At 65.0% G+C, this 20245-nt stretch carries 21 protein-coding genes; 3 read left to right on the top strand and 18 right to left on the bottom strand.

What is annotated here, in order from left to right:
* Nucleotides 1-7 precede the first annotated feature (7 nt).
* The 7 genes from hflX to dusB form a co-directional block, all read right to left on the bottom strand.
* Entirely contained in the window at nucleotides 8-1390 is a 1383-nt protein-coding gene (hflX, locus tag APS40_RS22260; protein ID WP_055049126.1) for a GTPase HflX, read from the bottom strand.
* Nucleotides 1391-1398: 8 nt separating this feature from the next.
* Nucleotides 1399-1647 carry an RNA chaperone Hfq gene (gene hfq, locus APS40_RS22255; protein ID WP_055049125.1) on the bottom strand — a complete coding sequence of 83 codons (249 nt, stop codon included), beginning with the start codon at nucleotides 1645-1647 and terminating at the stop codon, nucleotides 1399-1401.
* A 182-nt stretch (nucleotides 1648-1829) separates the two neighbouring features.
* Entirely contained in the window at nucleotides 1830-3209 is a 1380-nt protein-coding gene (gene ntrX, locus APS40_RS22250; protein WP_055049124.1) for a nitrogen assimilation response regulator NtrX, read from the bottom strand.
* Nucleotides 3209-5602, bottom strand: a complete 2394-nt coding sequence (locus tag APS40_RS22245) for a sensor histidine kinase NtrY-like (protein ID WP_055049123.1) — start codon at nucleotides 5600-5602, stop codon at nucleotides 3209-3211. The genes ntrX and APS40_RS22245 overlap by 1 nt, the downstream gene beginning before the upstream one ends.
* A 189-nt stretch (nucleotides 5603-5791) precedes the next feature.
* Complete coding sequence (gene ntrC / locus APS40_RS22240) at nucleotides 5792-7240, bottom strand: nitrogen regulation protein NR(I) (protein WP_055049122.1); 1449 nt, start codon at nucleotides 7238-7240, stop codon at nucleotides 5792-5794.
* Nucleotides 7237-8373: a two-component system sensor histidine kinase NtrB gene (locus APS40_RS22235; RefSeq protein WP_055049121.1), complete on the bottom strand. Its 1137-nt coding sequence runs from the start codon at nucleotides 8371-8373 to the stop codon at nucleotides 7237-7239. Before APS40_RS22235 ends, ntrC begins: the two co-directional genes overlap by 4 nt.
* Nucleotides 8370-9371 (bottom strand): tRNA dihydrouridine synthase DusB, encoded by a 1002-nt coding sequence (gene dusB / locus APS40_RS22230; RefSeq protein WP_055049120.1) that lies wholly within the window; start codon nucleotides 9369-9371, stop codon nucleotides 8370-8372. Before dusB ends, APS40_RS22235 begins: the two co-directional genes overlap by 4 nt.
* 172 nt (nucleotides 9372-9543) lie before the next feature.
* On the opposite strand from dusB, the gene APS40_RS22225 reads away from it, so the two are divergent.
* Nucleotides 9544-10737 carry a bifunctional 2-C-methyl-D-erythritol 4-phosphate cytidylyltransferase/2-C-methyl-D-erythritol 2,4-cyclodiphosphate synthase gene (locus tag APS40_RS22225; protein ID WP_055049119.1) on the top strand — a complete coding sequence of 398 codons (1194 nt, stop codon included), beginning with the start codon at nucleotides 9544-9546 and terminating at the stop codon, nucleotides 10735-10737.
* A gap of 1 nt (nucleotide 10738) precedes the next feature.
* Entirely contained in the window at nucleotides 10739-11227 is a 489-nt protein-coding gene (locus APS40_RS22220; RefSeq protein WP_055049118.1) for a CinA family protein, read from the top strand.
* Here the strand turns inward: APS40_RS22220 and APS40_RS22215 are convergent.
* On the bottom strand, nucleotides 11199-12446 hold the full coding sequence (locus APS40_RS22215) for a glycosyltransferase (protein WP_055049117.1): 1248 nt from the start codon (nucleotides 12444-12446) through the stop codon (nucleotides 11199-11201). The genes APS40_RS22220 and APS40_RS22215 overlap by 29 nt on opposite strands.
* 54 nt (nucleotides 12447-12500) lie before the next feature.
* Between APS40_RS22215 and APS40_RS22210 the strand changes: the two genes are divergently transcribed.
* Nucleotides 12501-13178, top strand: coding sequence for a hypothetical protein (locus APS40_RS22210; protein ID WP_055049116.1), 678 nt, complete (start codon nucleotides 12501-12503; stop codon nucleotides 13176-13178).
* Here the strand turns inward: APS40_RS22210 and APS40_RS22205 are convergent, their stop codons facing one another.
* The 10 genes from APS40_RS22205 to APS40_RS22160 all read right to left on the bottom strand — a co-directional run bounded on the left by APS40_RS22205 (nucleotide 13179) and on the right by APS40_RS22160 (nucleotide 20244).
* Nucleotides 13179-13610 (bottom strand): type II toxin-antitoxin system RatA family toxin, encoded by a 432-nt coding sequence (locus tag APS40_RS22205; RefSeq protein WP_055049115.1) that lies wholly within the window; start codon nucleotides 13608-13610, stop codon nucleotides 13179-13181.
* The gene (gene lipA, locus APS40_RS22200) at nucleotides 13603-14559 is read right to left on the bottom strand and encodes a lipoyl synthase (protein ID WP_055049114.1); all 957 of its coding nucleotides are present in this window, start codon (nucleotides 14557-14559) and stop codon (nucleotides 13603-13605) included. The genes APS40_RS22205 and lipA overlap by 8 nt, the downstream gene beginning before the upstream one ends.
* A 9-nt stretch (nucleotides 14560-14568) precedes the next feature.
* Nucleotides 14569-14820, bottom strand: a complete 252-nt coding sequence (locus tag APS40_RS22195; protein ID WP_055049113.1) for a GlsB/YeaQ/YmgE family stress response membrane protein — start codon at nucleotides 14818-14820, stop codon at nucleotides 14569-14571.
* Nucleotides 14821-14934: 114 nt separating this feature from the next.
* Nucleotides 14935-15219 carry a GlsB/YeaQ/YmgE family stress response membrane protein gene (locus APS40_RS22190; RefSeq protein WP_236884156.1) on the bottom strand — a complete coding sequence of 95 codons (285 nt, stop codon included), beginning with the start codon at nucleotides 15217-15219 and terminating at the stop codon, nucleotides 14935-14937.
* Nucleotides 15220-15229: 10 nt separating this feature from the next.
* Complete coding sequence (gene lpdA / locus APS40_RS22185) at nucleotides 15230-16672, bottom strand: dihydrolipoyl dehydrogenase (RefSeq protein ID WP_055049112.1); 1443 nt, start codon at nucleotides 16670-16672, stop codon at nucleotides 15230-15232.
* Nucleotides 16665-17267 carry a GNAT family N-acetyltransferase gene (locus APS40_RS22180; RefSeq protein ID WP_055049111.1) on the bottom strand — a complete coding sequence of 201 codons (603 nt, stop codon included), beginning with the start codon at nucleotides 17265-17267 and terminating at the stop codon, nucleotides 16665-16667. Before APS40_RS22180 ends, lpdA begins: the two co-directional genes overlap by 8 nt.
* Nucleotides 17264-17911, bottom strand: a complete 648-nt coding sequence (locus APS40_RS22175) for an SGNH/GDSL hydrolase family protein (protein WP_055049110.1) — start codon at nucleotides 17909-17911, stop codon at nucleotides 17264-17266. Before APS40_RS22175 ends, APS40_RS22180 begins: the two co-directional genes overlap by 4 nt.
* The gene (locus APS40_RS22170) at nucleotides 17912-18421 is read right to left on the bottom strand and encodes a hypothetical protein (protein WP_055049109.1); all 510 of its coding nucleotides are present in this window, start codon (nucleotides 18419-18421) and stop codon (nucleotides 17912-17914) included.
* Nucleotides 18422-18438: 17 nt separating this feature from the next.
* Nucleotides 18439-19785, bottom strand: coding sequence for a pyruvate dehydrogenase complex dihydrolipoamide acetyltransferase (locus APS40_RS22165; protein ID WP_055049108.1), 1347 nt, complete (start codon nucleotides 19783-19785; stop codon nucleotides 18439-18441).
* 6 nt (nucleotides 19786-19791) lie between these two features.
* Nucleotides 19792-20244, bottom strand: coding sequence for a nucleoside deaminase (locus APS40_RS22160; protein WP_055049107.1), 453 nt, complete (start codon nucleotides 20242-20244; stop codon nucleotides 19792-19794).
* Nucleotide 20245: the final 1 nt, after the last annotated feature.

Genomic DNA, 20245 nt, shown 5'->3' with positions numbered 1-20245 from the left:
GTGAGACTCAGGCGGCGTCCGAGCCTTCGATGCGGCCGGCGAAGCGTTCGGTGAAGGCGTTCTTGTGCCGGGCCTCGACCCGCACTTCGTAGACCTGCCCGTTCTCGTCCGGCTCCTCCTTGCCGATGATCTCGGCATGGCCGTAGAGCCAGCCGACATCGGCACCGGCGGTGTGCGGGACCAGCACCCGGTAGGTGCGCCCCTGCCCGGCCAGCACCTTCTCGATGGTGTCGAGCAGTTTGTCCAGGCCCTCGCCGGTCTGTGCGGAGACCGGCACCGACGCCGCCACCTTGCCGAGCGGCGAGAGCGTCGCCAGCGCCGGATAGCTGCCGTCGGCGGCGCGCTCCAGCAGGTCGACCTTGTTCCACACCTCGATGATCGGCGTGGTTTCGGCCGACATGCCGAGCTCTTCGAGCACCTTCAGCACATCCTGCGCCTGCGCCGCGTGGTCGGGGTTGGCGACGTCGCGGACATGCAGGATCACATGGGCTTCCAGCACCTCCTCGAGCGTGGCGCGGAAGGCGGCGATCAGGTCGGTGGGCAGGTCGGAGACGAACCCCACCGTATCCGACAGCATCACCTCGCGGCCATGCGGCAGCGCGATCTTGCGCACCGTCGTATCGAGGGTCGCGAACAGCAGGTCCTTTGCGAACACCCCTGCCCCGGTCAAGGCATTGAAGATGCTCGACTTGCCGGCATTGGTGTAGCCGACCAGCGCCACCACCTGGAACGGCACGGCATCGCGCCTGCCCTTCTGCTGGCCACGCGTCTGGCGCACCTTTTCGATGCGCTCCTCGAGCATCTTGATGCGGTCCTGCAGCTGGCGGCGATCACTTTCCAGCTGGGTTTCGCCAGGGCCACCCATGAAGCCGAAGCCGCCGGAGCCACGCTGCCGCTCGAGGTGGGTCCAGCTACGGACCAGCCGGCTCTTCTGATAGTTGAGATGCGCCAGCTCGACCTGCAGCACACCTTCGCGGGTGGCGGCGCGCTCGCCGAAAATTTCGAGGATCAGCCCCGTGCGATCCAGCACCTTGGTGCCGGTCTCCTTCTCGAGGTTGCGCTGCTGGATCGGGTGCAAGGCGGTGTCGACGAGCAGCAGCTCGATCTCTTCCTCCTTGACCCGCTTGGCGATCTCTTCCACATGCCCGCCGCCGATGAAGGTCGCGGGCTTGATCTCGCGCACCTTGGCGATCTCGGAAAAGACGATCTCGACCCGGATGGCGTTGGCCAGCCCCTCGAACTCGGCCTTGCGGGCTTCAATGCTGTGGGTGGTGGCGCGACCCCGCACATCGGGGATGACGAGGCCAACGCGGGTCGGAGCAGCACGCTGATCTATGAATGCCTGAGGGCCGCCCTTGCGGGCGGCCTCGTCGTCGAACTCATCGCTCAAAGTCGGTCTCAGTCCTCGCCGGTATGCTCAGGATCGAACAGCTGGATCGGAGCGCCCGGCATGATGGTCGAGATGGCATGCTTGTAGACGAGCTGCGATTGCGCATCGCGTCTCAACAGCAGGCAGAAATTGTCGAACCACGTGATCACGCCCTGCAGTTTGACGCCGTTCACGAGAAAGATCGTGACGGGTACCTTCTGCTTGCGGACATGATTGAGGAACGCGTCCTGGAGGTTCTGGGTCTTTTCGCTGGGCATTCCTTGGCCTCTTCTCGCGGGATGTTACGCGGGACGCAAGCCACCGGCCACGTCCTGTTGGTGGGAACAACGGCCGCCACCGCCCCTGCTCCCTGTTATGGTTACTCTCCCATCGCCTTTGAAGTATGGCACAGAAGAATCTTAGTGCCTACCCGTAGGCGCGCATGGCACCCGCGCGTCGGCTAGAGCCCTAGCGACTTGATTTTGCGGTGCAAAGCGCTGCGCTCCATGCCGACGAACTCGGCGGTCTTGGAGATGTTGCCGCCGAACCGTTCGATCTGCGCCATCAGATACTGCCGCTCGAACACCTCGCGGGCATCACGCAGCGGCAGGCTCATCAGGTGCGCCGAGGAATCGCTGTCGCCGACCGTCGGCAGCACTTCGCCGATATCGGGAGGCAACATTGCGGCGGTGATCACGCCATCGGCCGGGGTCTGGTCCTTGACCAGGATCAGCAGCCGCTCGATCGAATTGCGCAACTGGCGGGCATTGCCCGGCCAGTCCTGCCCCTGCAGCACCGCCACGGCATCGTCGCCGATCGACAGGCTCTTGAGGTTATGCAGCCGGCAGACCTGCTCGATGAACACCGCGACCAGCGGCGGAATGTCCTCGCGCCGCTCCTTGAGCGGCGTCAGGTGCAGCGGCACGATCGACAGCCGGTGGAACAGGTCGGAGCGGAACTGCCCCTCCTCGATCAGGGCGGCGACATTCTGCGAGCTCGACGAGATGATGCGCACGTCGATCGGCACCGCCACGGCGCCGCCGACGCGGTTGAACTTGCTCTCGACCAGCGTCCTGAGCAGCGCCTGCTGGGCAGCCGGCGGCAGGGCCGCGACCTCCGAGAGGTAGAGCGTGCCGCCATGCGCCCGCTCGAGCGCGCCGACCTCGGTGCGCAGCGTGCCGGTTTTCTCCCGGGTTTCGCGGCCGAACAGCACGACAGCCACTTCCTCGGGGGAGTAGAGCGAGCAGTTGATCTCGACGAACGGCGCTTCGGAGCGGGCGCTGCGCTGGTGGATCAGGCGCGCCGAGAGGCCCTTGCCGGTGCCGGACGAGCCGGAGATGAAGATGCGGGAGTTGGTTGGCGCCGACTTGTCGATGACGCCCTTCACCGCTTGCATGGCCTGCGAGTTGCCGACCAGTTCGACCGTCTTGTTCGAGCGCTCGCGCAGATCCGCCACTTCGTTCTTCAGGCGGGCGGCTTCCATGGCGCGCTGGGTGATCAGCAGTAGCCGATCCACCTTGAACGGCTTCTCGATGTAGTCGTAGGCGCCGCGCCGGATGGCGCTGACCGCCGTCTCGACATTGCCGTGGCCCGAGATCATCACTACCGGCATGTCCGGATGCTGGCTCTGGAACTCGTCGAGCAGTTGCAGGCCGTCGAGCCGGCTGCCCTGCATCCAGATATCCAGGAACACCAGGCTCGGTCGGCGTCGGGCGATTTCGTTCAGCCCGGAATCGGCGTCGTGCGCCTGCCGGGTCTGATAGCCTTCGTCCTCGAGAATGCCCGCGATCAGGTCCCGAATGTCGTCTTCGTCATCGATGATCAGAATATCGAGGGCCATCAGGTATTATCAACCGCTTGCAATTGCGGCTCCTCTTGCTGTCCGCCTTCAGGGTCTGCCCCACCCGCTGCGTCATTGGTCGTCGCGGTTGCGGTCTGCTGCTCCGCTCCCGTCGGGGAAGCCGCCGGCTCCCCATCGTCAGTCTCACCCGGCCGGTTGCGCGGCAGGGTGAAGGTAAAGCAGGCGCCGATGCGCCCGCTCTCGTCCGGCTCGGCGTCGATCAGATCGACCTTGCCGCCGTGCTGTTCAATGATCTTTGCGACAATCGCGAGGCCGAGGCCGGTGCCTTTCTCGCGGGTCGTCACATAGGGCTCGAGCAGCCGGTGCCGATTCTCCTTGGGCCAGCCCTTGCCGTTGTCGGAGATCGACAGGCGCACCATGTCGCCCTCGGCTCCGGCTTCGACAGTGATGACCGGATTCTTGATGCCTTCGAGCCCCGCACCCTCGATCGCCTCGACGGCGTTCTTGATCAGGTTGGTCAGCACCTGGCTGATCAGCCGGTTGTCGAACCAGGCGATGATCGGCGCCTCGGGCAGCTTCATGTTGATGGTGACTTCGGGCAGCCGGACGCTTTCGAGGAACACCGCCTGGCGGATCGACTCGGTCAGGTTGCCCTTCTCCAGCCGGGCCTCGGGCATGCGGGCGAACGAGGAGAACTCGTCCACCATGCGCCCGATGTCGCCGACCTGCCGGATGATGGTGTTGACGCACTTGTCGAAGACGTCGAAATCGTCGGCGAGCTTGCTGGCGTAGCGCCGCCGCAGCCGCTCGGCACTGAGCTGAATGGGCGTCAGCGGGTTCTTGATCTCGTGGGCGATGCGGCGCGCCACATCGGCCCAGGCGCCGGTCCGCTGCGCCGACAGCAGGTCGGTGATGTCGTCGAGCGTCACCACGAAGCCCTTGCTCTCGGTTATGGTCCCTTCGCGCGTCAGCTGCACCTGGTAGGTGCGATAGTCGGGTCCCGAGCCGATCTCGATCTGGTCGCGGACGGTGCCACGGCGCGCCGATTTGGCGCGCTCGATTACCGGGCCGAGCGCCGGGATCACATCCTCGATGCGCTTGCCGACCAGGGAGATTTCATCGGCTCCGAACATCTCGGCGGCCCGCAGGTTCACCAGCGTGATGGCGCCGAACGGATCGAGCCCGACGATACCGGCCGACACGCCCTCCACCACGGCCTCGGTGAACTGCCGGCGCTTCTCATTGGTCTCGTTGGCTTCGAGCAGTGCCACGCGCTGCGTCTTCAACTGCTGGGTCATGGTGTTGAAGCGGTTGGTGAGATCGCGCAGGTCGCCCCTGCCCTCCTGCACCGGCACGCGCACGTCGAGGTCGCCGTCGGACACCCGGCTGGAGGCGATCATCAGGTTGCGGATCGGGTCGACGAAGCGGTTGGCGAGCGCAATCCCGATCCAGACCGCGGCGAGCAGCAGCACCAGCGCCATGCCGATATACATGAGCGTGAAGGTGATCTGGAACACCAGCCGGTTGCTCGCATAGTTGCGATACTCGGTGATGTTCTGGTCGGTGAGACGCGTGAATTCGAGCACTTCGGGATCAACCGGCCGCGCTACGAACAGGTAGGTGTTCTCGTAGCCGCGCAGCTTGACCACCGAGCCCACGAGATTGGTCCGGCCGGGATGGATTTCGGTCGGGATGCCCTCCACCACGCCCTCGGTGAGACCTTCGGGAACGCGCGGGGCGGTGCCCGGTGCGTTGATCTGCGCCTTCATCAGCGTATCGCCGTCGGCCGAAATCAACGAGGTGAAGGGCAGCGAGCGCGTCACCGCGAGGGCGGTGAGGATACGCTGGAACTTGATGCGATCGGTCTCGAAAGTGCCACGCGCCTGCTCCAGCTCGTTGGCCACCCAGATGATGTCGTCGCGCAGGACCTGCGAATGCTCGAGCAGGTAGGAGCGGGCGACCAGGCGTGAACTCTCCACCATGGTGCGGGTGCGCTCGGAGAACCACTGGTCCAGTCCCTGGTTCAGCGAGATCATGGCGACGACCGCGACCAGCAGCGCCGGCACGGCGGCCACCGTGGCGAACATCGCCACCATGCGCACCTGCAGGCCGGCGCCCGCCTGCCCCTGCACCCGCGCCTGCACCAGCAGCGTCGCTTCGGTGAGCACCAAGGCAATCACCGAGAGCACCAGCAGGCCGTTGATGATCCAGATGATGGTCCAGACTTCGGGCGTCGGCTCGATGTCGGTGGCGCCGGTCATGATCAGGAACGAGCCCGACGAGACGAAGACCGACAGCAGCACGATGATCAGGCCGATGGTGCGGATGGCCTTGCGGCCGACGTCGCCAAACAGCAGCGGCCGTGTGCGAGCCGCGGCGGGGGCGGGAATCGACTCGGGTGGTGCGTCGCCGGTGAGCGTTGCGTCGTGCATCCAGAAGCCGGGTTATGGACGGATCGCGGGCGGCCTACCCACTGATTCACCCTTCAAGACAATTGTTGCCAAAATGTGACACCAGGGAGAGGCGCCCAAGCAACTTATCGGCTTGAGTAGTCCCGTCGATGCATTTTCGCAACAGCCGTCTGCGGGCCTGCCAGCATTTTGATGTATCGTCCCGCTCGCTCACCCCTGGCGGCGGGACTGCTTGACGATCTCGATCGAGTGGGCCCGGATCTTCTTGCGCAGGGTATTGCGGTTGAGGCCGAGCAGGTCGGCCGCTCGAATCTGGTTGCCGCCGCAGGCGTTGAGGGCCATGGCGATCAGCGGTGCTTCCACCCGATCGAGCACACGCTGGTAAAGCCCGGCGGGCGGCAGGTTCGGCTCGTACTCGCGCAGCACCTGGGCAACATGGGTTTCGACCGCGGTAGAGACGTCGACGGGCCCGCTGGCCGCCTGCACCGGCTGCCGATCGGCCAGGTTCAGCTCGCTCTGCACGATCTCGAGCGAGATGTTCTCGTCGGCGTAGAGCGCCGACAGCCGCCGCACCAGATTCTCGAGCTCGCGGATGTTGCCCGGCCAGGAGTAGTTCTGCATCAGCCGGATGGCGTCGGCGGAGATGGTCTTGACCGGCTCGCCCTCGCGCTGGGCGGCGCGCAGGAAATGCTGCACCAGATCGTTGATGTCGTCGACGCGCTCGCGCAGCGGCGGCAGGCGGATCGGCACGACATTGAGGCGGTAGTAGAGGTCTTCGCGGAACAGCCCCTGCCGGATCATCTGGCTGAGGTCGCGATGCGTGGCGGCGACGATGCGAACGTTGGATTTGATCGGCGTGCGGCCGCCGACCATGGTGTACTCGCCCTCCTGCAGCACGCGCAGCAGGCGGGTCTGGGCATCCATCGGCATGTCGCCGATCTCGTCGAGGAACAGCGTGCCGCCCTCGGCCTGTTCGAAGCGCCCCGAAGAGCGAGCCGTGGCGCCGGTGAAAGCCCCCTTCTCGTGGCCGAACAGCTCCGCCTCGATCAGGTCGCGTGGGATCGCCGCCATGTTGATGGCGACGAACGGCCCGTTGCGGCGCTTGCCGAAATTGTGCAGTGCCCGCGCCACCAGTTCCTTGCCGGTGCCGCTCTCGCCGGTGATCATCACCGTGAGATCGGTCTGCATCAGGCGCGCCAGGGCGCGGTAAATGTCCTGCATGGCCGGAGAACGGCCGACCAGCGGCATGGTCTCGCCCGGCTCATCGGCCTTCTTCTCGCCCGGCGCCGCCTTCTTGGCATCGGCCAGCGCCCGCGCCACCACCGACAGCACCTCGGTGATGTCGAACGGCTTGGGCAGATACTCGTAGGCGCCCACCTCGTTGGCCCGGATTGCCGTCATGAAGGTGTTCTGCGCGCTCATCACTACCATGGGCAGATCGGGGCGCAGCTTCTTGATCTTGGGCATGATGTCGAAGGCGTTGCCATCAGGCATCGCCACGTCGGTGATCAGGAGGTCCCCTTCCCCACGGCTCACCCAGTTCCACATGGTCGAAAGGTTGCCGGTCGGACGCACCTCGTAACCGGCGCGGGTCAGCGCCTGGTTCAGCACCATGCGGATTGCGGCATCATCGTCGGCGAGCAAAACAGTATGGCTCATTCGGCCGGAACCTCTTGGGGGATCGTCGCAGTCACGGTGGCCTTGGCGGCCACCGGCAGCAGGATGCGGAACCGGGTGCGTCCCGGGCGGCTGTCCATGTCGACCACTCCGCCGTGGTCGCCGATGATCTTGGCCACCAGCGCCAGGCCGAGGCCGGAGCCGTTGGCCTTGGTGGTGACGAACGGGTCGAACAGGATCGGCACCAGATCGGGCGGCACGCCGGGACCGTTGTCCTCGATGACGATCTCGAGCGGCAGCGAGATGCGCTCAGACACCCCTTGCACCGAAATGCGGATGCCCGGTCGGAACGCCGTCGAGAACCGGATCTCCGGTTTCGGTGTGCGCTCAAGGGCTTCGGCAGCGTTCTTCACCAGATTGAGGAACACCTGGATGAGCTGATCGCGATTGCCGCCGACCGGCGGCAAGGACGGATCGTACTCTTCGTGGAAGGTGATGCCCTTGGCGACGCCGTTCCTGGCGAGCAGTTTCACCCGGTCGAGGATGACGTGGATATTGATCGGCTCGCGTTCGATCGGCCGATCGTCGCCGAACACCTCGACGCGGTCGATAAGGTCGACGATGCGATCCACCTCATCGCGCACCAGGCGCGCCAAGGGCAGCTCATCCGCCGTGACGCTCTGCTCGAGCAGTTGTGCCGCGCCGCGGATGCCGGAAAGCGGGTTCTTGATCTCGTGCGCCAGCATGGAGGCGAGGCCGGTTACCGACCGGGCCGCGCCGCGGCTGACCAGTTGCCGGTCGATCTTGTCGGCCATGGTGCGCTCCTGGAACAGCAGGGCGATGCGGCCATCGGCATCGGAGAGCGGCGAGGCGAAGACATCGACGATCCGGTCGTCGCCGGCATCGGAGAAGCGTGACGACCCGACCCGCACCCGGTACTCGGTCATCGGGCCACGGCGATCGGCGACTGCCTGCATCAGTCCGATGATCGGCGAGCCGAAGGCGATGAGGTCATCGAGGCGCTGGCGTGACAACACGCTTTGCGAGGCGCCGAAGAAGGCCTCTGCCGCGTAGTTAACGAAGACGATGGTGCGATCCTCGGTACAGACGATGATCGGCTGCGGCAGCGCCTGCAACACCGCAGTGCTGAGGGCCGGCGGCGGAACCTTGCTCATGCCGCAAGCCTCCAGTCGCCCGAGTAGATGTCGCCAATCATCCGCGTCACTTCGGCCGGCTCGAGCGCGTTGAGCAACTGGCTGCGGACGGGCTTGTCGAGCACGATGTTGGCTGCCTCGAGGTACCAGTCGAGGTGCTTGCGGGCGACCCGCACCCCGAGCGCAGTACCGTAGTCGGTCAGCATGGCGTCGTAGTGCTCGGCGACCAACTCGGCCAGTTCGGTGCCGGTCGGCGCCGCTCCTGGTTCGCGGCCAGCCAGTTCCGCGCCGATCCGGCCGACCGCCCAGGGCTGGCCCTGGGCCCCGCGGCCGATCATCACGGCCGCGGCACCGGATTGATCGAGGGCCTCACGTGCTGCAGCAATGCTGGTGATATCGCCGTTGACGACGACCGGGACATCCACGGCTTCCACGACGGGGCGCACCAGGTTCCAGCGGGCCTCGCCCTTGTAGAACTGCTGCCGGGTGCGGCCATGCACCGTGATCATCCGGGCGCCGGCCTCGACGGCGCGCCGCGCCAGGTCAGCGGCGTTGAGGCTCTCCTCGTCCCAGCCGAGCCGCATCTTCACCGTCACCGGCAGCGGCGTGGCAGCCACCACGGCGTCAATCAGCTTCAGGGCCTCATCGGGCACCCGCATCAGGGCGGAGCCGGCATAGCCGTTGGTCACGCGCTTGGAGGGACAGCCCATGTTGATGTCGATGATGTCGGCGCCAGCAGCATAGGCAATCTCGGCGCCACGCTTCATCCACTGAGCCTCGCAGCCCGCCAGTTGCACGACATGCGGCAGAGCTCCGGATTTGTTGAGCCGGCGCACCATGTCGTCGTTGTTGGTGGCCAGCGCGTTGCTGGCAATCATCTCCGAGACGACGAGGCCCGCGCCAAAGCGCTCGGCGAGTTTGCGCATCGGTGCGTCAGTGATCCCGGCCATGGGCGCGAGGAAGGCACGGTTCGGCAACTGATGACCAGCAATGCTCAATGTGCAGGCAAAATCAGACACACCCTGCCCCAGATTTGCTCATTTCCACGAAATGCCCGCAGAATAGTCAAAAGCCGGCGCCGCGCAACCACATATCTCGCTCAATTGCGCAATGTTCAGCGCCGGGCTTGCTGCCGGGAGGCACCGTCGCTAGACCAAGCCCGCGCCACTAAGCGCGTGACATGAAACGACAATGACAAGCCCAAGAACCATCGCGGTGATCGTGGTCGCCGCCGGTCGCGGCGAGCGCGCCAGCAGCACCGCTGACACCACTCCCAAACAGTATCGAGCTCTCGCCGGCGAGCCGGTGCTTAGCCGGAGCATCGCGGCATTTCTGCGGCGCGACGACGTCAGCTGGGTCGTTCCGGTGATCCATCCCGAGCAGGTCGAGCGCTATGCCGCCCTCGGTCTCACCGACCCACGACTGCTGCCTCCGGTCAGCGGCGGTGACACCAGGCAGGCTTCCGTGCTGGCCGGGCTCACGGCGCTGAGCCCAAGGCGCCCAGATCTGGTGCTGATCCAGGATGCGGCGCGCCCGCTGGTCTCGTCCGAGGTCATCGGCGGCGTCATCGAGGCGCTGCAGAAGAGCGAGGCCGCCCTGCCCGTCGTGCCGGTCACCGATACGATCAAGCGCTCCGTCGATGGTCGAACCGTCACCGCCACGGAAGACCGCCGGACCCTGTTCGCAGCGCAGACGCCGCAGGGCTTCCGCTTCCCGCAGATTCTCTCGGCGCACCTGCGCGCCGGGCGGATGCCGCGCGAGTTCACCGACGATGCGGCGATCGCCGAATGGGCCGGGCTCACCGTAGCGTTGACCCCCGGCAGCACGCACAACCTCAAGATTACTCACCCGGAGGATTTCGCTCGTGCAGAGCGCCTGTTGGGCAAGGAGACGGTCATGGAGACCCGTATCGGCACCGGCTTCGACGTTCACCCGTTCGATGCCGGCAGTTCGGTCTGGCTGGGCGGGGTGCAAATCCCGCATAGCCACAAGCTGAAGGGCCATTCCGATGCCGACGTGGCGCTGCATGCGCTCACCGACGCCATTTATGGGGCGCTCGGCGAAGGCGATATCGGCAAGCACTTTCCGCCCTCCGACCCGCAATGGAAGGGCGCCGCCTCCTCGATCTTCCTCAGGCACGCCGCCGGGCTGGTCAACGAGCGGCGTGGCCGCATCGTCAACCTCGACATCACCATCGTCTGCGAGGCGCCGCGGATCGGCCCGCATGTCGAGGCAATGAAGGCCGCCATCGCCGGTAGTTGCGGCATCGCCGCCAGCCGCATCGCCATCAAGGCCACGACCAGCGAGCAGCTCGGCTTTACCGGCCGCGGCGAAGGCATCGTCGCGATGGCCAGCGCCAGCATCGAACTGCCAAGGGAAAATTGAGATGAAGCTGCCCGACGATATCGCCGCCCTCGCCGAGGAGACCGTTGCAGCGCTCAAGGCGTCGGGACTGACCGTGGCGACGGCCGAGAGCTGCACGGGCGGGCTGATCGCCGGGGCGCTGACGTCGGTCTCCGGCTCATCCGACGTGGTCTATGGCGGCTTCGTCAGCTATGCCAACGAGGCCAAGATTTCGATGATCGGCGTGCCGTTCGGATTGTTGAGGCAGTTCGGCGCGGTGTCGAAAGAGGTGGCGATGGCCATGGCGGACGGGGCCATCGGCGCCGCGGGTACGCACGTGGCCGTCGCCGTCACCGGGATTGCCGGCCCCACCGGCGGCAGCGCCGACAAGCCAGTCGGGCTGGTGCACTTCTCGGTCGCCACCGAGGCCGGCACGACGCATCTCAAGAAGGTGTTTCCCGGCAACCGGGATGAAGTGCGCCACGCGACGGTGGTGCAGGCACTCAAGATGCTGCTGAAGGCGGCACGTTAGGCAGCAGGGCCGTTTCCACGCCGCGTGCAAAATCTTCCCAGGTCCTCGGCTTGTAGTGAGCCGCCGTGTCCTCGGTGCGCGCCGCCAGATAGGTCGGCTCGGTAATCAGCCGGCGCAACTCGGCCAGCCACTTGTCCGGATCATCGAGCGGGGCATGAAACGCCAGCCCCTGCCCCGCTTCGGGTAGGGACGTATTGTCGGCGGCAAGGCAGTAGCGACCGAACGACATCGCCTCGGTGATCGGAAGCCCCCACCCTTCCCCCATCGAGGGAAACAGTGCGAACTGAGCATTGCCGTATAGCCAGGCCAACTCCCCATCGCTGACATCGGTCATCACGGCCGCAATCTCGCTCCAACCGTCCTTTGCCATCAACTCATGCAGAAGCTTTGGGTCATTAAGCGTACCGGAGAACACCAGCTTCGGCGTTCGAGGCCCCAGCTCGGCGCGCAGACGCTGCCACAGCCCAAAGGCGAAGCGCTGATTCTTGCGCAGCGCGAAGCTCGACGTCATCAGCACGAAGGGGCTGTCTGCCAAACCGGCAAGCCGCGGTGTTTCAACCGGTGGGGTGGCTGGATCCAGCCCCGGAGGGAGAGCCACGGGGTGAATTGGCAGGGCGGGTAGCCGGTTCTCGTTCAGGTAAAGCTCGATATCCTGCCGAACCCAGCTGGATGGTGTCAGCAAGGCGGTGCTGAACGACAAGGTGTCGCGGAACCAGGGCTCGAATTTGTCGAGCAGGAACCCGACCGTGAGATCAGGACGACGCAGAGGGATGATGTCATGCACCATGGTGACGACCCGGACGCCGCGGCTCGCCAGCTCCTGCAGGTAGGCCCGCTCGGCCGGATACCAGGTCTTCATGCCGGTCGACAGGTAGATGTCACCTGGCGCGGGCACGAGCCGCTCGCCCAGCAGCCGGCGAAATGCCAGGTAAGTGGCCAGCCGCTTCGCCGGACGAACGAGTCGCGCCAGGGGCTTCAGCCCGCCCGGCGGCTTGCGGTGATGCGGCAAGGCTCGAATGGCCGCCAGGTCGGCGGAGGAAACGCGGCGATACTCTCGTCGCCGCCGATCGTAGTAGACGCCAGCGCCATGGGCGATTGCCTCGAAGTGGCGCAGCAGCTCCTCGTTCACCCGCGTGACACCCGATGGCGGCAGGTCTTTGCGGGAGATCAAGAATCCTACATCGACAAAGATGCGGGGATGTTCATCGTTGTCAGTCATGGCGTGCGTAGCTAGTAGTTATCCGTTGTACCCAGCTGGCGGCGACGCAGGAGAGTGCTGAACTATCTGAGATTTCTGGTGGGCGCGAAACATCTGCCGCTCGAGGCTTCGCGCTTCTCGTTTCGGGGCGACCGGTCACCGCGACTGCGCGCTGCGAAAACCATAGCGCTCGTCGGCAACGGCCCGCTGCGAGAGGGTCAGGCCACAAAAATCAAGGCCTGCGATGCGGTGATCCGCTTCAACACTGCATCCAACTCCGGCAAGGCAAGCGGCTATCAGACAGACGTTCTGGTGCTCGTCAATCACGATTGGCGAAGGATGGCGCGTCACTCCTGGCAAATCAATCTGCCTGTCGTTCTGGCCGCGAAAGAAATCTGGCTTCCCATTGACCCGCAGTTGATGGACCAGATGGATGGCGTCGATGACGGCCCTAACGTCAGGAACTTCAGCTACAGCATTCTCGAGCGACATGGGCGCTTCAAGCCAGTGCGTACCGTTCCCGCCGAAACCTACAAGGCAATGGCGCACGAAGTCGGTCGACGCGGCGGCGTGCCCAGCAGCGGGCTGATCGTTGCAGGTTATCTACGGCAGTACTACCCTGCCGCGCAGCTCAACCTCTTCGGCTTCGGTCACCAGGGCATTCATGTACACGACTGGGAGCTCGAGCGAGCTGCCATCGATCGCATGATACGCACCGGCGGTGTGACCCGGCATCCCGTAGGGGATAGCTAGCTAGCCGAAGCGCCGGTCGGCCTCGTCCTCGAATGCGTCGATGATCTCGGTCTGCTTCGCCGCAAAGGCCGGCTCGGCCACCGCGGCGATCAGCGGATTGGCGATCTTGAAGTCGATGTCGAAGCGGATGCGGGTGCCCTCGCCTTCCGGCTCGAACGTCCACTTGCTGTCGAGGTAGGCGAACGGCCCATCCACCGCCTTGGCGGTGATGGTCAGCGCCTGGGGGTCGGCGACCACCCGGCTGGTATAGGCCTGGGTGATGGGGCCGAACTGGATGGTCATGCGGGCGAGGATGCCGCCCGCGGCGTCATCGCGAACCTCCATCGCCTTACAGTTGGGGATGAAGCGCGGGTAAGCCTCGAGGTCGGAGACGAGGTCGAACATGCGCTGCGGCAGGTGCGGCGAGTGCCGCTCGAGAAACAGGTCAGCCATGGGCGAGCTTGGCCATCCGGTTGGCGCGGAGCTGCTCGAAGTCCTCGCCCGCATGGTGCGACGAGCGGGTCAGCGGGCTCGAGGAAACCAGCAGGAACCCTTTGGTCATGCCGACCGAGCCATAGGACTTGAATTCCTCGGGCGTGACGAAGCGGATCACCGGGTGATGCTTCTTGGTTGGCGCCAGGTACTGGCCGATGGTCATGAAGTCCACGTCGGCCGAGCGCAGATCGTCCATCAGTTGCAGCACTTCGTTCCGCTCTTCGCCGAGCCCGACCATGATGCCGGATTTGGTGAAGATCGTGGGGTCGAGCTCCTTCACCCGCTGCAGCAGGCGGATCGAGTGGAAATAGCGAGCGCCCGGGCGGACCTTCAGGTATTTCGAAGGCACCGTCTCGAGGTTGTGGTTGAACACGTCGGGCTTCGCCGCGACGACCACCTCGAGCGCGCCTTCCTTGCGCAGGAAATCCGGCGTCAGGATCTCGATGGTGGTCTTGGGCGTGCGGGCGCGGATCGCGCGGATCACCTGGGCGAAGTGCTCGCCGCCGCCATCGGGCAGATCGTCGCGATCGACGGAGGTGATCACCACGTGAGCGAGGCCGAGCTTCTCGACCGCGATGGCGACGTTCTCGGGTTCGTTGGGATCGAGCGGGGTCGGCAATCCGGTGCGCACGTTGCAAAAGGCGCAGGCCCGGGTGCAGATCTCGCCCATGATCATCATGGTGGCGTGCTTCTTGCTCCAGCACTCACCGATATTGGGGCAGCCGGCTTCCTCGCAGACAGTGACGAGACCGTTCTCGCGCACGATCTGCTGGGTCTCCTTGTAGATGGGAGAGCCCGGAGCCTTGACCCGGATCCAATCCGGCTTTCGCAGCATCTCGTTTTCGGGCCGATTGGCCTTTTCCGGATGCCGCGGGCGGGTGTCTAGTCTGTCGATCAGGGTAACCAAGAGGCGTTCCTAGCCGGCGATGAGCCTGGCGATGACGACAACGATGATGGCACCAACCGTCGATGTGATGATCTGCGTGACGATCGGGCTCTTGATGCCGAGGTTGATATTGAGGGCAGTGAACAGATAACCGCCCACGAACGAACCAATAACGCCGCTCACCAGATAGGTGATCAGCCCGCCACCGCCGACGATCAGGCTGGCGAGGAAGCCAGCCACGACCCCGATCACGAGAAAGATCACCAGCGAGCGCGTATCCATACGACCCATTTGAAACTCTCCCCCAAACTGCTTTTCCGGCAGACCCATTGGCTTTCCCTCGATTGACCCAACCACGATATCGCGTTGCGACGGCACGGGTTCAAGGCTCGCGAGCTACTTGGCGACCACCCTCGCAACCGCGATCACCAGCAACGCACCGATCGTTGCCGTAACGATGCTGCTGACCCACACGTTGTCGATCGGCAGCCGGATCCCCGCCAGGTTCAGCACATAGCCGCCGACGAACGAACCGATCACCCCGACGATCAGGTTGCGCAGCAACCCGCCGCCGCCGAGCACCAGGCTCGCGAGCCAGCCGGCCAAGAGGCCGATGGCGAGGAAGACGATCAGCGGGGTGATGTCGTTGGGCAGTCCGGGAATATTGGCGGGCGGTACCAAGGCGGCCTCCTCAGATGTTCAGCGCGCGACCATAAGCATCCAGCACCGACTCTTTCATGGTCTCAGAAAGCGTCGGGTGCGGGAAGATGGTATGAATCAGCTCTTCCTCGGTGGTTTCGAGGCCCATGGCCACGACGAACCCCTGGATCAGCTCGGTGACTTCCGCACCAACCATGTGGGCGCCGAGCAGCTCGCCGGTCTTGGCGTCGAAGATGGTCTTGACCAGGCCCTCGGGCTCGCCGAGCGCTATCGCCTTGCCGTTGCCGACGAACGGGAAGCGGCCGACCTTGATCTCGCGACCGGTTTCCTTGGCCTTGGCTTCGGTCAGCCCGACGCTCGCCACCTGGGGTTCGCAATAGGTGCAGCCGGGAACCTTGAGCTTGTCGAGGCCGTGCACGCCCTTGAGGCCAGCGATGGTCTCGACGGTGATCACTGCTTCGTGCTCGGCCTTGTGGGCCAGCATCGGGGGGCCGGCGACGTCGCCGATGGCCCAGACGCCCGGCACATTGGTGCGGCCGTAATTGTCGATGACGATGGCGCCCCGCTCGACCTTCACCCCGAGCTTTTCGAGGCCGAGGTTCTCGGTGTTGCACTGCACGCCGACCGCCGAAATCAGCGCATCGGCCGAGATGGTCAGCTTGTCGCCGGTCCTGGGCTCGATATGGGCGGTGATGCCATCCTTGGTCTTGTCGACCTTGGCCACCTTCGCATCGGTGATGATCTTGATGCCGCGCTTTTCGAAGCGCTTCTTCACATGCGCGGCGATCTCGGCATCCTCGACCGGCAGGATGGTCGGCAGCAGCTCGACCACCGTCACTTCGGCGCCAAGCGAACGGTAGAACGAAGCGAACTCCATGCCGATGGCGCCCGAGCCCATGATGACCACGGACTTGGGGAACTTCGCCGGCTTCATCGCCTCGAAATAGGTCCAGATCTTCTCGCCATCGGGCTCTATGCCGGGCAGCACGCGCGGCCGGGCGCCGGTGGCGATGATGATATGCTTGGCCTTGTAGGTGCCTTCAGGCAGCACAGTCTTGGGCTGCGGCCATTGCGGCTCGACCGGCTTCTTGGTCATCTTCTTGACCACGATCTCGCCCGGCGCCGTCAGCTGCGCCTCGCCCCAGATGATGTCGACCTTGTTCTTCTTCATCAGGAACTGCACGCCATTGTTCATCTGCCCGGCGATCTTGCGCGAGCGATCGACGATGGCGGCAATATCGAAGCCGAACTCACCCGCCGAAAGGCCATAGTCCTTGGCGTGGCCCATATGGCCGTAAATCTCGGCCGACCGGAGCAGCGCCTTGGTCGGGATGCAGCCCCAGTTGGAGCAGATGCCGGCCATGTGCTCGCGCTCGACGATGGCGGTCTTCAGGCCCAGCTGCGCCGCACGGATCGCGGCGACATAGCCGCCCGGACCGGCGCCGATGACGATGAGATCGTATGAGTCAGCCATGTTGTTGGTCCTTCATCATCAATATCCAGTCCCTGCCCGGTGCCGTACCATCGGGGTACTTGCGCATCGGCCGAGACGCGGAAACTCTAAAACCTTCGCGCTCGTAGAGCTCTCTCGCCCGCACGTTCGCGTCCTCAGTGATCAATGCCAGGCCCCGACTGCCGGCCTCGGCGCGTTTTGTTTCGGCCAGCTCGAGCAGCAGGCTGCCGACGCCCTGCCCGCGCCATGGCGCATGCACCGCCAGCATCGAAATGAACCAGTGGCCGCCGGACAGCCATTCAAGCTCGACGATCGGAACCAGGAAGTCCTCGAGGTCATCGGGAAGCGGCCCCATCTCTTCGGGCTGCGGGTAGCCCAGCAGCATGCCGACCACCTCGCTATCGCTCTCGGCGATCGTCGCGTTGCGCCAGTTCAACCCATCGCGCTCGTCGAGCATGTCCAGCCGGCCGACTTCGATCGGGTCGTAAGTGCCCCTGGCGCGCGCATCATGCGCCCAGCCCATGCCGATCCCGCCATGCGTCGCGACGTTGACCAGCAGCGCGATCTCACTCGCATCAGCCTTGGTCGCCGGGCGCGTGGTGAACGGGGCGTTCACAGGCCCAGAACCTCTTTGACCAGCGGCGCCATACCCTCGCCGATGGCACGGGTGTTGGCGGCGTCGAGATGCACGCCATCGGCCGGATGCGCTTCGGCGACAGTCGCGGCATCAAAGAAGCCGGTGCCGTATTCGTCGGCGCGCAGCTTGTACCACCGAGCGAAGAGCTTGGATTGCCCGATCGCCTCCTCACCGAAATGCAGCAGCATCTCCGGGTGGTCGGTATCGCGGATATGCGGCGGCGCGACGAGGATGATCTTGGGCATAACGTCGGTCGGCTTGACGTAGTGGCCGCGGACGATCTGCACCAGCCGGCGCATGCCGTTGGCGGCTTCCTGCGCCGTACGGCCATGGAACGGCTTCAGGTCGTTGGTGCCCAGCATGATGATGACGAGATCGAGCGGCGAATGCGACTCGAGCAGCGTCGGCAGCAGACGCGCGCCGTTCCGATCGGCGGCGGCCCAGCCGTCATCATGCACGGTGGTGCGACCACCGAGGCCCTCAGCGATGACCCGAGCCTTGCCCTCAAGGGTACGCTCGAGGGCGGTCGGCCACCGATCCTCGTAAGGATGGCGCGGGCCGCCGGGGATGGGGTTGGCGCCGAACGTCAGGCTGTCGCCAAAAGCGAGGATGGTCTTCATCACCTAGAGGCCCAGTTTGGCAGAAAGTGAGGCTATCGATGCCTTGCCGCTTAGTTTTGCAGGAACCGCAGCTCCTGCCTCCAGCCCAAATACGTTTCCGGTCGCAGCCTGGACATAGTTGGCTGTGCCGCCGAAGAAGCACTCGGAACGCCCTTTGGGCCCGTCGAAATAGAAGCAGGGAATCTCAACACCCAGGCCCATCGACTTGATTTCCCACCGACCGGTGCCAACTGTTCTCGCGTTGGATGTCCACGTGAGCATCGCGCCGCCCTTGCCGAGGTAGACGATCAGCGGTCCCTTGGACGGCCCGCCCTTCAGTTTGCCGAGGGATCGGCTTGTGACGTTGATCTGGACGGCCTTGTTGGCGAAACGGCCCGCGATCGTGGATGCCGAACCAGAAAGCCACTGGTCCACTACCTGCCAGGACAGCTGCTGGACTTCGGCAGCGGTCGCCGCTGCGATGGGGAGGCTACCAAGCATCGCAGCAAGAGCGACTGATCGCACCAGTTTCATCGGGAGTCCCTTCCCGCTCAAGCCAGCATCATGACCGGGTTTTCGATCAGGCCCTTGAATGCCGCCAGCACCTCGGCGCCCAGCGCACCGTCGACGGCGCGGTGGTCACAGCTGAGCGTGACCGTCATGAAGCTGGCCGTCTTGATCTGGCCCTTCTCGACGTAAACCCGCTCCTCACCGACACCCACCGCGAGAATGGTGCCGTGCGGCGGGTTAACGACGGCCTGGAAGTTCTTGATGCCGTACATGCCCAAGTTGGAAACCGAGGAGGTGCCGCCCTGGTATTCCTGGGGCATCAGCTTCTTGGAGCGGGCACGCCCGGCCAGGTCCTTCACTTCATCGGAAATCTGGCGGAGCGACTTGGTATCGCAGGCCTTGACCACCGGGGTGAACAGCCCGCCCGGCACAGCCACCGCAACCGCCACGTCGGCATGCTTGTGATAGAGGATCGAGTCCCCGGCCCAGGTGGCGTTGGCGGTGGGCACCTTCATCAGGGCTGCGGCCCAGGCCTTCATGACGAAGTCGTTGACCGAGAGCTTGTAGGCCGGCTTGCCGTCCTTGAGGGGCGCCGCAGCATTGATCTGCTCGCGCGCTTCGAGCAGCGCGTCGATCTTGCAGTCGAGCGACAGGTAGAAATGCGGGATGGTCTGCTTGGCCTCGGTGAGGCGCGCCGCGACGACCTTGCGCATGCCGTCGTTGGGGACGATGTCATAGCTGCCCTCGGGATAGAGCGCCATGACCTGCGCCTTGCTCATGCCTCCCGCGAGCGCTGCACCGCCCGACGCCGCGGCAGCCGCAGGAGCCGGGGCGGCCTTCAGCGGCGCCTTGCCGGACTTGGCGGCTTCGACGTCGGAGCGGACGACGCGGCCATGCGGGCCGGAGCCCGAGATGGCGCCGAGCTCGATACCGGCTTCCTTGGCCAACCGCCTCGCCAGCGGCGAGGCAAAGACGCGGGCGCCGTTGGCTGCAGGGGCAGCCGCCGGCTTCGGCGCTGCAGGAGCTGGAGTGGCGGCGGCGGGAGCCGGCGCAGCAGCAGCCGGGGCCTCGGCCTTCGCCGGCGCGGGCGCCTTGGCGGTGGTAGCGGCAGCTGGTGCCGGGGTCTTCACGTCGGCGGCGGTTTCGCCTTCGGTGAGGATCACCGCGATCACGGCATTGACCTTGACGTTCTCGGTGCCCTCGGGGACGACGATCTTGCCGATCTTGCCCTCGTCGACCGCTTCGACTTCCATCGTCGCCTTGTCGGTCTCGATCTCGGCGATCACGTCACCGGACGAGACGCTGTCGCCTTCCTTGACGTGCCACTTGGCGAGCTTGCCCTCTTCCATGGTGGGAGAGAGCGCGGGCATGGTGATGTTGATGCTCATGGTGCCTTACTCGCCGATATCTTCGTTCCAGAGTTGCGGATGCTTCTCGATGAAATCCGCCATCATGTGCTCGCAGCGTTGCTCGTGGTAGTCCACGACGTCGACGCCGGCCAGTGACAGGACATCCTGGAAGCCTTTGAAATTCTTCGATTCCGCCACGACCACGCGCGAAATGCCAAACTGGATGATGGTGCCGGTGCACATCATGCAGGGGCTGAGCGTGGTGTAGCAGGTCACGTCCTTGTAGGTGCGCTGCCGGCCGGCATTCTGGATAGCGTCCATTTCCCCGTGCAGGATCGGATCGCCCTTCTGCACCCGCCGGTTGTGGCCGCGGCCGATGATCTCGCCATTGCGCACCAGTACCGAGCCGATCGGGATGCCCCCCTCTGAAAGGCCCAGTTGAGCCTCCTGGTAAGCCGCATCGAGGAACTTCCGATCGAGCTCAGCCTGCGTTGTCATC

It is taken from the genome of Devosia sp. A16, assembly GCF_001402915.1.
GTDB lineage: Bacteria > Pseudomonadota > Alphaproteobacteria > Rhizobiales > Devosiaceae > Devosia_A.
This window is presented reverse-complemented; position numbering and strand designations above follow the sequence as displayed.

What these genes read in the sequence shown, in the direction of transcription:
- hfq (WP_055049125.1), bottom strand. Translation starts at nt 1,647, where the DNA reads ATGCCCAGCGAAAAGACCCAGAACCTCCAGGACGCGTTCCTCAATCAT.
- ntrX (WP_055049124.1), bottom strand. Translation starts at nt 3,209, where the DNA reads ATGGCCCTCGATATTCTGATCATCGATGACGAAGACGACATTCGGGAC.
- APS40_RS22245 (WP_055049123.1), bottom strand. Translation starts at nt 5,602, where the DNA reads ATGCACGACGCAACGCTCACCGGCGACGCACCACCCGAGTCGATTCCC.
- ntrC (WP_055049122.1), bottom strand. Translation starts at nt 7,240, where the DNA reads ATGAGCCATACTGTTTTGCTCGCCGACGATGATGCCGCAATCCGCATG.
- APS40_RS22235 (WP_055049121.1), bottom strand. Translation starts at nt 8,373, where the DNA reads ATGAGCAAGGTTCCGCCGCCGGCCCTCAGCACTGCGGTGTTGCAGGCG.
- APS40_RS22225 (WP_055049119.1), top strand. Translation starts at nt 9,544, where the DNA reads ATGACAAGCCCAAGAACCATCGCGGTGATCGTGGTCGCCGCCGGTCGC.
- APS40_RS22220 (WP_055049118.1), top strand. Translation starts at nt 10,739, where the DNA reads ATGAAGCTGCCCGACGATATCGCCGCCCTCGCCGAGGAGACCGTTGCA.
- APS40_RS22215 (WP_055049117.1), bottom strand. Translation starts at nt 12,446, where the DNA reads ATGACTGACAACGATGAACATCCCCGCATCTTTGTCGATGTAGGATTC.
- APS40_RS22205 (WP_055049115.1), bottom strand. Translation starts at nt 13,610, where the DNA reads ATGGCTGACCTGTTTCTCGAGCGGCACTCGCCGCACCTGCCGCAGCGC.
- APS40_RS22195 (WP_055049113.1), bottom strand. Translation starts at nt 14,820, where the DNA reads ATGGATACGCGCTCGCTGGTGATCTTTCTCGTGATCGGGGTCGTGGCT.
- lpdA (WP_055049112.1), bottom strand. Translation starts at nt 16,672, where the DNA reads ATGGCTGACTCATACGATCTCATCGTCATCGGCGCCGGTCCGGGCGGC.
- APS40_RS22170 (WP_055049109.1), bottom strand. Translation starts at nt 18,421, where the DNA reads ATGAAACTGGTGCGATCAGTCGCTCTTGCTGCGATGCTTGGTAGCCTC.
- APS40_RS22165 (WP_055049108.1), bottom strand. Translation starts at nt 19,785, where the DNA reads ATGAGCATCAACATCACCATGCCCGCGCTCTCTCCCACCATGGAAGAG.
- APS40_RS22160 (WP_055049107.1), bottom strand. Translation starts at nt 20,244, where the DNA reads ATGACAACGCAGGCTGAGCTCGATCGGAAGTTCCTCGATGCGGCTTAC.